General features: G+C 61.1%; 9 protein-coding genes. 6 read left to right on the forward strand and 3 right to left on the reverse strand.

Going from position 1 to position 10676, the window contains the following annotated elements:
* The 3 genes from ACESMW_RS07035 to ACESMW_RS07045 all read right to left on the reverse strand — a co-directional run bounded on the left by ACESMW_RS07035 (position 1) and on the right by ACESMW_RS07045 (position 4106).
* Positions 1 to 1170, reverse strand: a complete 1170-nt coding sequence (locus ACESMW_RS07035) for a PilZ domain-containing protein (RefSeq protein ID WP_372986348.1) — start codon at positions 1168 to 1170, stop codon at positions 1 to 3.
* A gap of 62 nt (positions 1171 to 1232) precedes the next feature.
* Entirely contained in the window at positions 1233 to 2711 is a 1479-nt protein-coding gene (locus tag ACESMW_RS07040; RefSeq protein ID WP_372986356.1) for a glycosyltransferase family 2 protein, read from the reverse strand.
* 84 nt (positions 2712 to 2795) lie between these two features.
* Positions 2796 to 4106, reverse strand: coding sequence for a nucleotide sugar dehydrogenase (locus ACESMW_RS07045; protein ID WP_372986349.1), 1311 nt, complete (start codon positions 4104 to 4106; stop codon positions 2796 to 2798).
* A 677-nt stretch (positions 4107 to 4783) separates the two neighbouring features.
* Between ACESMW_RS07045 and ACESMW_RS07050 the strand changes: the two genes are divergently transcribed.
* From ACESMW_RS07050 to ACESMW_RS07075, 6 genes are all read left to right on the forward strand, one after another.
* Positions 4784 to 5584 carry an SDR family NAD(P)-dependent oxidoreductase gene (locus ACESMW_RS07050; protein ID WP_372986350.1) on the forward strand — a complete coding sequence of 267 codons (801 nt, stop codon included), beginning with the start codon at positions 4784 to 4786 and terminating at the stop codon, positions 5582 to 5584.
* Positions 5585 to 5594: 10 nt separating this feature from the next.
* The gene (locus tag ACESMW_RS07055) at positions 5595 to 6800 is read left to right on the forward strand and encodes an acyl-CoA dehydrogenase family protein (RefSeq protein WP_372986351.1); all 1206 of its coding nucleotides are present in this window, start codon (positions 5595 to 5597) and stop codon (positions 6798 to 6800) included.
* Positions 6800 to 7825: a phosphotransferase family protein gene (locus ACESMW_RS07060; RefSeq protein ID WP_372986352.1), complete on the forward strand. Its 1026-nt coding sequence runs from the start codon at positions 6800 to 6802 to the stop codon at positions 7823 to 7825. The genes ACESMW_RS07055 and ACESMW_RS07060 overlap by 1 nt, the downstream gene beginning before the upstream one ends.
* Positions 7822 to 8184 (forward strand): DUF6285 domain-containing protein, encoded by a 363-nt coding sequence (locus tag ACESMW_RS07065; protein ID WP_372986353.1) that lies wholly within the window; start codon positions 7822 to 7824, stop codon positions 8182 to 8184. The genes ACESMW_RS07060 and ACESMW_RS07065 overlap by 4 nt, the downstream gene beginning before the upstream one ends.
* A gap of 25 nt (positions 8185 to 8209) precedes the next feature.
* On the forward strand, positions 8210 to 9823 hold the full coding sequence (locus ACESMW_RS07070) for a long-chain-fatty-acid--CoA ligase (protein WP_372986354.1): 1614 nt from the start codon (positions 8210 to 8212) through the stop codon (positions 9821 to 9823).
* A gap of 130 nt (positions 9824 to 9953) precedes the next feature.
* The coding region (locus ACESMW_RS07075; protein ID WP_372986355.1) for an ABC transporter substrate-binding protein at positions 9954 to 10676 on the forward strand (723 nt) is incomplete at its 3' end.

Raw genomic sequence — 10676 nt, forward strand, 5'->3', positions numbered from 1 at the left:
TCAGTTGCCGGATACTCGGTCGACGATGCCGTCCAGGGCGGACAGCTGGATGACATCAACGGTCACGCCGATGGGGCGGCCCACCGATTCAAGCGGCATGGGTTCCTCCGCCTGGATCAGGGCGTTGATGGCGGTGCCCGGCTGGTTGGGGGTCTCGGCGTCGACATAGAGTGATTCGATGGCGCCTGCGCGGGTCTCACCGCCGGCCAGGTGCAGGGTGACACTCTGACCCTCCTGCAGGTTTTCCCCCTCGGTGAAATTGAACCGGGCGATGATGTGGGCGGAGGCGTCGGTCGGGACCAGCACCGCGATCTGTTCACCCTTGCTCATGTACTGGTCCTTGGCGGGCAGCAGGTTGAGCACCTTGCAGTCACACGGACTGGTCAGGGTGCCCCGGACGCTCTGGCCCAGGAGTTCCTCGATCTGCTCGACGGTGTAATTGCCGTTGCCCACCAGTTCGTTGACGTACGCAAGCATGGGCGCATCGAAGGTGGCGATCGGCTGTCCCGCTTCGACCTGGTCACCGGGCTTGACCAGGGTGGTGACCTTGCCGTCCTTGGGCAGGCTGACCGGGATGTCCTCGGAGGCCACCATGGCGGTCTCTGCCTTGGTGACGAAGTAGATCTGCCAGAGCTGGTATCCGATGAAGGTAACGGCGATCAGGCCAATCCCCATCACCACCAGGCTCACAACCATCGCCCGGGCGCTGGCGAAGAACCCGAGTGCCTGGCTGGACTTGCTCTTGCGCGCCTTGGTGAAGTTCTCCCGGGACAGGGTGTTGAGGACATCTCCGGCGGAGACCAGCTCGCCACTGAGGAACGAGGTGATCAGGTAACGCAGGACCGAGACCTCGCGCTGGCCCAGGTTCTGGAATTCACAGCCGCAGCGGTCACTGTCGTGCCCCAGGTTCCTGGGCACGAATTCCACTTCCACCGCCATGTCCATGCCGTCCACCTTGAACACCAGCCGGCCGTTATAGACCTTCCCGCGGCGCAGGGACTCATTGCCCAGACGGATGCAAAAACCACCGGCAGACAGATCTTCCAGTGGAAAGCGCACGGGGGCGCCGTCGAGTTTCACGAAGAGTGTCGCCGGCATCCGGACCCTGGCGAACTGCCTCTGTGCTTCGGATTCGTGTACAAACTGCGGTGCTATCGCTGCCGTGTTCATTACTTTGACCCTTGAATGTTGGCTGTTTTGTTAATGCTTGATTCCCCGTGGCGCGGTTGGCGTCACACGATGAACATGACGGTTGCCAGGAAGACGCTTGAGGCAGAGAACGTCATGATCCGGGATGACCAGCGGTTCATGCGCTGCTGGAACGAGGCCGAATCCGTGCTGTAACTGGTCTTCTGGCGTGTCCAGGACTGCCGGTCGAGCCGGAAGAACACATAGATCTTCATCAACGACCCGAAGATCTGGTTGAAGTACAGGATCAGCGGGTAGGCCGGTCCGACCGGGTGCCCCGTGGCCACCAGCATGGCGCTCAGCACCAGGCGGGTAAGGCCGATCCAGAGCAGGTAGGCGATCAGGATCACGCCGGAGTACTTGATCGCTGCCACGATCGCGGCGGTCAGCCCCAGGATGCTGGTCCACATGGAGATCCTCTGATCCCAGAGCACGTACCAGGTGAACCACCCCAGGCGGCCCGGCCCCAGCTTGGTGGCCCGGCTGTTCTGGCGCAGGTTGTTGCCATACCACCGGAACATGAGCTGCCTGGCCGAGCGGATGAAACTAGGATCGGGTGGATGCTCGACGGTGTGGATGGACGCATCGGGCACGTAGAAGGTGTCGTAGCCCAGGCGCATCATGCTGTACCAGCTGGACTTGTCGTCGCCGGTCAGGAACCGGAACTGGCCCAGCCGCCAGTGTTTGAGGGAGTCGTACTCCACGTCGGAGATGAACTCCGGACGGGTCACCACGCTGGCGCGGAAGACCGACATCCGGCCGGTCAGCGTCAGCACGCGCCGGGACAGCCCCATGGAGCACATGTTGATGTGCCGCTGGGCGAAGCGCAGCTTGTGCCACTCGGACATCAGGTAGCTGCCCTTCACTTCGCAGAATTCGTTGGTGGTCAGAGCACCCACCCGTGGCATCAGCTTGAAATAGGGGGCGGTCTTGCGCACCACGCCGGGATCCAGGACGGTGTCGCCGTCGACCACCGCAACTATGGCGTTGTCATCGGGAATGGCGCGGGAAATGGCCCGGAAACCATAAGCGAGGCCGTCACGTTTACCGGTGCCGGGAATGCGGACCAGGTTCAGCTGGACCCGCTCCGGTGGGTTGAGCTTGCGCCAGAGCGAGCGCATCAGCATTTCATCGGACAGTTCGACGATGGAGGCGACCACGGTGGTGGGCCAGCCGCAGTCGATGGCCTCCCGGATGATGGACTTGTAGACCTGCGCGGTGGTGGCGGCGTCGATCCGGAAGCTGGTCACCATCAGGAAGACATGGGATGGCGCTCCCTCATCCCCCAGTTTCCGGGCCTTGTGGCGCAGGATCGGGTAGGCGTGATGCAGGAAGTACATGCCCCGGACAAAATGGGTGATGCCCACGGAGTAACGCCAGAGGCCGATGCCGCCAATCAGCAGGATGAAGTGCGCACCTCCCGGGACAATGAACTCCCTGGGCAGGGCGACCGCTAGCGATCCCAATGCCGCCAGGTACAGGCACCAGCCACCGGCACGAGAGAATGGGTTGTCCGGAATCATCGACATGGCCGAGGTTCTCCAGGGTTCATCAGTAAGGTCTGCTCATAAGGAGCCCCGGCGCACTGGGGTGCCGGGGCGCGGGTGTTACCAACAGATGCCTTCGAGCACACCGTTGGTGGTGGTTTTCATGAAACCCACCAGGTCCACGACCCGTTTGCCTTCGGGCACTTCCGCGATGACGGTTTCAAACAACTCGTCGTTGTTGCCGACCACCAGTACATCCCCATGGTCGACCACGCCGCGCAGATCGCTGTCCATCAGGTTGGAGAGATGGGGAATCTTCTGGTTGATGTATTCCCGGTTGGCTCCGTGGGTGCGGGCGTAATCCACGTTGCGGTCGAAGATCCGGAGGTCATAGCCCTTGCCGATAAGCAGCTCGGCCAGCTCCACCAGGGGGCTTTCCCTGAGGTCGTCGGTGTTGGCCTTGAAACTCAGGCCCAGCATGCTGATCTTGCGGCGGCCGTAACCGGTCACGATGTTGAAGGCCTTGGCCACCTGCTCGTTGTTGCTGCTCATGATGGAGCTGAGCAGGGGATGTTTGACGTCCATCTGGTTGGCCCGGTAGGTGAGGGCGCGAACATCCTTGGGCAGGCAGGAGCCGCCGAAGGCGAAGCCGGGGCGCATGTAATAGCGGGAGATGTTCAGCTTGTTGTCGAGGCACATCACGTCCATGACGTCCCGGCCGTCCACGCCCATGGACTTGGCGATGTTGCCGATCTCGTTGGCAAAGCTGACCTTGGTGGCGTGCCAGACGTTGCAGGTGTACTTGATCATTTCCGCCACCTCGATGGGCTTGCGGATCAGCGGCGCATCCAGATCGCCATAGAGTTCGGCAAGCAGTTCACCGGAGCGGTCATCCAGCTGCCCGATCACGGTCATGGGCGGGTGGTCGTAGTCCTTGATAGCCGTGCTTTCCCGGAGGAATTCCGGGTTCACGCAAACACCGAAATCCTGCCCGGCGATCTTGCCCGAGGCTTCCTGCAGGATCGGGATGACCACATCCCGCACGGTGCCCGGCAGCACGGTGCTGCGAACCACCACCAGGTGCCAGTCGTCCTTCTCGCGCAACGCCGTGCCGATGTCCCGGGAAACCTTCTCAACGAAAGTCAGATCCAGGTCGCCATTGGGCTTGCTCGGTGTGCCGACACAGATCATGGACATCTCGCTTTCCAGTACAGCGGCCATTCCCTCGGTTGTACCCTTGATACGGTGGGCGCGAACGCCGTCCCCCAGCAACTCTTCAAGGTCCGGCTCAACGATCGGCGATTTGCCGCTGTTCACCAGCTCGATCTTGACCGGGGAAACGTCCACCCCGACCACCTCATGACCGCGACGGGCCAGACTCGCCGCACAAACGGCACCCACATAACCCAGACCAAATATGCTTACACGCATGGTTTCCGCTCCCTTGTTGTTCCGGAAAGATGTCCCGGTGTTACCGGTTTCGGTGTTGCTTTCCGAAAAACGTCAAAAAAATTGTGTTTCTGAGGCTGTCTGCCAAGGCCGTTCTGTCCTGGCTTCGTGACTGCAAAAAAATGGTCCTTCACCGCGTTGTGAATCGGTGCGAACACGACCGGTTTTTTGCAGCCCTTTTTCCTGTTTCGGGCTTAGGAAAAATTTCCTCCGCTGGCCCTGAAACAGTTTTAAAGCGTACCGAAACAAATAATTAAATGCCTGTTACACAATGATAATTTTGATTTGTCGGCTTGATTTACATGTAGGAAATTTGGTGTGAATCCGGGATGGACAGGTGTGTGTCAACTGCTTGATTTTCAGTGGGAGCACCAGGCAGATCTGTCGTTTACACAGGCAGGAATGGGCGCCAATAATTTGACGAAAGCGGTTTTGTAAATTCGGTTTATCTATTTTGGGGAGGAAAACTATTTCGAAAACGTCTTAAAAATAGTTCTTGTTACGGGAACTTTCTGAACAATGTCCCGATTGTCATTTCCTGAATGGATCTTTTCTGCAAGTTCGTCGTGTTCGCCCGCCCTGGTTGAAATTGCGGTATTGAATATAGGGCTTGAATATTTCGAGCGCTCGTTCTATTTTTGGGTTCCGGAGGTCGAGATATGAACAATTCCAATAACACGAACCTTGGCAATACAGACTGGTCCCTGCACGTTGGCGGCAAGACCGCACTGGTCACCGGCGCCGCTGGTGGCCTGGGCCACAGCTTTACCCACTGCCTGCTCGAGGCTGGCGCCACGGTCATCGTCAGTGGCCGCCGCCGCGAGGCGCTGGAGTCTCTCAAGAGCGAATTCCCTGACCATGCTGACCGGATCCATGTGGTCACCATGGATGTCACCGACGAGGTCAGTGTCACCGAAGCCTTCGATACCATGGCCGATGACGTCGGCATTCCGGATGTGGTGGTTTCCAATGCCGGTGTCGCTACCAGTAAAAAGGCGCTGGACCTGACCGGCTCGGACTGGGACCAGGTGGTCGATACCAACCTCAAGGGCTGCTGGCTGGTAGCCAACGAGGCCGCCCGTCGTCTCTCTGCCATCAACCGGGGCGGCAGCATCATCATGATTACTTCCATCCTGGGTCATCGCGTGGCCGGCAACGTGGCGCCCTACGCGGCAGCCAAGGCCGGGGTCGAGCAGCTGACCCGGGCACTGGCACTGGAATGGGCCCGTTATGGTATTCGCGTCAATGCCTTGGCTCCGGGCTACATCGAAACCGATCTGAACCGTGATTTCTTCGCGACCGAGCCCGGCCAGAAAATGATTCGCCGTATCCCCCAGCGCCGCCTCGGCCAGGCGGGGGATCTGAGCGGGCCATTGCTGCTGCTGGCCTCGGACCTTTCCGACTACATGACCGGCAGCACCCTCGTGGTGGATGGCGGCCATCTTCAATCCTCGCTGTAAGGAGCAGGCTGTGGACTTCAATCTGAACCCCAGGAACGAGTCGTACCGGAAACGCATCCGGGACTTTGTGGAGCAGGAACTGTTGCCGCTGGAGCAGAACCCGGACGCCTATGACGAGCATGAGAACATTGCGCCGGAATATCTGGAGCAGATGCGCGCCAAAGCCAGACAGCAGGGCCTGTGGTGCCTGCAGATTCCCGAGCATCTCGGCGGCCAGGGCCTGGATATCTCCGGCATGGCGGCCTGCTACGAGGAAATGAACCGGTCCATCTTCGGGCCGGTGGTGTTCAACTCCGCAGCGCCCGATGACGGCAACATGATCGTATTGGCCAAGGTGGCCACCAAGGCCCAGCAGGAGCGTTGGCTCAAGCCCATTGTGGAGGGCCGGGTCCGGTCGTCCTTCGCCATGACTGAGCCACCTCCCGGCTGTGGCTCGGACCCCGGCATGATGCAGACTACCGCCACTCGCAAGGGCGACAGCTGGGTGATCCATGGTCACAAGCATTACATCACCGGGGCCGGGGAAGCGTCCCATTTCATTTTGATTGCCCGCACCTCCGACGATACCCGCAAGGGGCTCAGTGCCTTTATGTTCCATAAGGACGATCCGGGCTGGGAAGTGGTCCGGCGTATTCCGATCATGGGGCCGGAAGAGCACGGTGGCCATTGCGAGATCCGCTTCGATGGCCTGGAAATTCCCGACGAGAACCGGCTGATGGAAGTCGGCGACGGCCTCAAGGTGACCCAAATCCGTCTGGGCACGGCCCGCTTGACCCACTGCATGCGATGGCTGGGACTGGCCCGTCGTTCCCTGGAAATCGCCACAGACTATGTCGAGAAGCGTGAATCCTTCGGCCAGACCCTGGCCCAGCGTGAAGGTGTCCAGTGGCTGCTGGGCGAGGCCGCCATGGAGATCCAGATCGGCCGGCTGCTGACCATGCACGCCGCCTGGAAGCTCGATCAGGGCGACTTTGCCCGCAAGGAAGTGTCCATGGCCAAGGTTGCGGTCGCGGATACCCTGCACAAAGCCGTCGATACGGCGATCCAGCTCTGTGGTGCCCGGGGTTATTCCAAGGATACACCGCTGGAGTGGATCTACCGCTATGCCCGCCAGGCCCGTCTGGTGGATGGTGCCTCGGAAGTGCACAAGATGGTGTTTTCGAAGCTGCTGTTGTCGGAGCGCACCGACTTCTGGCACTGGGGAGTGAAGCCCTGATGTCTGCGTTGGCCGACACCTTCAGTAATTTCATTGTCCGGCAGAGCGGTGCCCGCGGTGCGCGGGTCATCGAGTTCGACAAGCTCTCCGGGGGCGCCATCCAGGACAACTTCGGGTTAACCCTGGAGCTGGAGGGCGGTGATCGGCCGGGCCGGCAGGAATTCGTGGTCCGGCAGGACGCTCCCTCCGGGGTGGCCGAGAGCCTGTCCCGGCCGGAGGAATTCCGGGTGTTGCAGGCCGCATTCGGCGCCGGGGTTACCGCTCCGGAACCGCTCTGGCTGTGTGAGAATGCCGAAGTCAGTGGCCGTATCTTTTATGTCATGAGTCGGGCTTCCGGTACCGCCTCACCACGGAAACTGGTCAAGGGTGATCTCACCGACGATCAGCGTCGGCACCTCGTGCGCCGGCTCGGTGCCGAGCTGGCCCGGCTGCACACGGTGCGGCCGCCGATGGATTCGCTGGCTTTTCTCGAAATGCCGACAGGGAACAATCCGGCCCTGAGCCGGGTGGCGCTGTACCGCCGCTACCTGGAGGAAATCGCGGAACCGCATCCGGTGCTGGAATGGGCCCTGAACTGGCTCGAGGATCACGCCCCTGAACCCGGCCCCACGGTGCTGTGCCACTGTGATTTCCGGACCGGCAACTACATGGTGGACGGCGACGAGCTGACCGCGGTGCTGGACTGGGAATTTGCCGCCTGGAGTGATCCCTGCGAGGACCTGGGTTGGCTCTGCTGCCGCAGCTGGCGCTTCGGCGGTGATGACCGGGAAGTCGGTGGTGTTGGTGACAAGCAGGATCTACTGGCCAGTTACCGGGAAGTGAGCGGCGCCGACATCGATCCGGCCGTTGTCAGTTACTGGGAAGTCATGGCGTTGGTGCGCTGGGCGATGATCGCGTTGCAACAGGCACGCCGGCATATGTCCGGAGAACAGCGCTCGCTGGAGCTGGCCCTGACCGGGCGCATGGTGGCCCAGATGGAATACGACCTGCTGAACCAGATTCCGGAATTGGAGGAAGGGCAATGATCAACGAGCCGGATAGCCGCGATCTGCTGACCGAGGCCCGCCAGGTGTTACTGGATTCACTGGTGCCTGAGCTGGCGGGGGAACAGAAATACCAGGCCCTGATGATTGCCAACGCCATGGGCATGGCCATCCGGGAGATCGAGCAGCGGGAGCGGGGTGAGCCTGAAGCCACCGACCAGGTGCTGTCGAAATTCCTGGCCGGACACCAGCTGCAGGATGACCCTTTACAGGGTGAACAGACCCTCGCCCGGGCCCTCCTTGAACGCCGGCTCGATGGCGATGATCCGGAACTGAGATCGGTTCTGAAGGGCATGACGGAGGCCCGGTTGCGAATCAACAATCCGGGCTTTCTGAAGTAATCCGGACAGTCCAACACGGTGCGATATGAACAAGTACAAGAACCTGAACAAGACCGCCGCCAATCATTCCGCCCTGACGCCGCTGACTTTGCTGCAGCGGTCCGCGCGGGTCTACCCGGACAAGCAGGCGGTCGTCGACGATGACATGAGTCTGTCCTACCGGGACCTGTATCGCCGTTGCCGGCAGATGGCGGATGCCCTGCGCGCCCGCGACATTGCCCCCGGCGACACGGTAGCGATCCTGTGCCCCAACAGTCATGAGATGCTCGAGTCCCACTACTCGGTGCCCATGGCCGGTGCGGTACTCAATTCCATCAATATTCGTCTGGACGCGGGCACCCTGTCATTCATCCTGGCCCACGGTGAGGCCCGCGTTCTATTCTACGACACCCAGTGGGAAAACCAGGTCCGGGCGGCGATTGCCGAACTGGAGGTGCCGCCACTGCTGGTGGCCATCGAGCGAAAGGCCGGCGCCAGTGAAGGCCTCGCGGAACTGGACTATGAGTCCCTGCTCGCGGAGGGTGACCCGGAAGCCTCGTGGTCGCAGCCGGATGACGAGTGGGATGCCATCACCCTGAATTACACCTCCGGCACCACCGGTAATCCCAAGGGCGTGGTCTACCATCACCGGGGTGCTTACCTGGCTGCCATGTCGAACGCCATGGCCTTCGACATGACCGCCGAGACTGTCTACCTGTGGACCCTGCCGATGTTCCACTGCAACGGCTGGGCCTACACCTGGGCGATCACTGCCGTCGGCGGTACCCATATCTGCCTGCGGGAAGTGGATACCCGGGAGATCTATCGCCGAATCGAGGAATACGGCGTGACCCACATGTGTGGCGCCCCGGTGGTGATGAACATGCTGGTGCAGGATCTCGGTCGTGAGAACCTGACCCTCTCCCGGCGCGCGCGATTCGCCCTGGGTGGCGCCGCGCCCCCCAGCAGCGTGATCCGCAAGGCGGAGGAAATCGGTTTCGAGATCACCCATCTTTACGGCCTGACTGAAACCTTCGGCCCGTCCACCTTGTGCGTGCCACAGCCGGAATGGCAGGCGCTGCCCCTGGAAGAGAGGGCGGTGAAGATGTCCCGCCAGGGCGTGCCCACCCATGGCCTGGACGACGTGGACATCCTCGATATGGCCAGTGGCGAGCCGGTGCCAGCCGACGGCAGGACCATGGGCGAGATCTGTATCCGGGGCAATACCGTGATGAAGGGCTATCTCAAGAACCCGGACGCTACCGACAAGGCCTTCCGGGATGGCTGGTTCCACACCGGTGACCTGGCGGTCATGCACCCCGACCGCTACGTTGAAATCCGGGACCGGGCCAAGGACGTGATCATCTCCGGCGGTGAGAACATCTCCAGCCTGGAGGTGGAGGAAGTGCTCTACCGGCACCCGAAAGTCTCAGAAGCGGCGGTGGTGGCCATGCCCGACGAGAAGTGGGGCGAGGTGCCCTGTGCCTTCGTCAACCCCATCGAAGACGGTGACGAGCTGACTGCCGAGGACATCATTGCCTTTTGCCGGGACAACATGGCGCACTTCAAGGCGCCGAGGAAGGTGGTGCTGGGCGAGCTGCCCAAGACTGCCACCGGCAAGATCCGCAAGAACATTCTCCGGGACTCTCTGTCCCGATGATCGGGCTGACCATGGTCAGCAGGAGGTTGCGATAGCGCGAACAACGCATTCAGACCCACGAAAACCGGCCCCGATGTAACGGGCCTGACAGTTCCAGTGACAACAAAGACAAGAACACAGGAGCAATACCATGAAGAAAACAAGCATGAAGAAACTGCTGGTTGCGATGACCGCAGCCGCAACTCTCGGTACCGCCGGGACCAGCTATGCCGAGGATCCGATCCAGATTGGCGGGATCTACATTCTGTCCGGCAGTGCTGCCACTTACGGTGAGTTTGCCCAGAAGGGTATCAACCTGGCGGTGGATGAAATCAACGCCTCCGGCGGCATCCTGGGTCGCCAGGTGGAAATGGTTTATGAGGACAGCCAGGGCAAAGCCTCGGTGGCCATCCAGGCCGCCCGGAAACTGGTCTACTCCGAAGGCGCGGACGCCCTGGTGGGCCTGGACAGCTCGGGTGTGGCCCAGGGCATGGTGCCGACCATGCCGGAGCTGCAGAAGCCCCTGATCATCACCCACGCGGCCACGCCGGATGTCACCGGTAAGCTGTGTAACCCATTCACCTACCGCATCAGCGTCAACGTGGCCCAGAACATGAAGGCAGCGGCGATGGTGGCGGCGGAAACCGATGCCACCAACTGGACCACCATCGGTCCGGACTACGCCTTCGGTCACCAGTCCTGGGAGTTCTTCGGTAACTACCTCAAGGACATCAAACCGGACGTGAACCTGATGTCGGAGACCAACTTCCCGCGCGTCGGTGCCGAGGACTTCACCCCGTTCATTGACCGGGTGATGAACTCCGATGCCGAGGGTGTGCTGATCTCCGTCTGGGGTGGTGACCTGGTCAACTTC

Source organism: Marinobacter sp., from assembly GCF_041690455.1.
GTDB lineage: Bacteria > Pseudomonadota > Gammaproteobacteria > Pseudomonadales > Oleiphilaceae > Marinobacter.

Excerpts from the sequence above, each read along its gene's own strand:
- ACESMW_RS07040 (WP_372986356.1), bottom strand. The coding sequence starts at position 2,711 with ATGATTCCGGACAACCCATTCTCTCGTGCCGGTGGCTGGTGCCTGTAC.
- ACESMW_RS07035 (WP_372986348.1), bottom strand. The coding sequence starts at position 1,170 with ATGAACACGGCAGCGATAGCACCGCAGTTTGTACACGAATCCGAAGCA.
- ACESMW_RS07050 (WP_372986350.1), top strand. The coding sequence starts at position 4,784 with ATGAACAATTCCAATAACACGAACCTTGGCAATACAGACTGGTCCCTG.
- ACESMW_RS07070 (WP_372986354.1), top strand. The coding sequence starts at position 8,210 with ATGAACAAGTACAAGAACCTGAACAAGACCGCCGCCAATCATTCCGCC.
- ACESMW_RS07065 (WP_372986353.1), top strand. The coding sequence starts at position 7,822 with ATGATCAACGAGCCGGATAGCCGCGATCTGCTGACCGAGGCCCGCCAG.
- ACESMW_RS07045 (WP_372986349.1), bottom strand. The coding sequence starts at position 4,106 with ATGCGTGTAAGCATATTTGGTCTGGGTTATGTGGGTGCCGTTTGTGCG.
- ACESMW_RS07060 (WP_372986352.1), top strand. The coding sequence starts at position 6,800 with ATGTCTGCGTTGGCCGACACCTTCAGTAATTTCATTGTCCGGCAGAGC.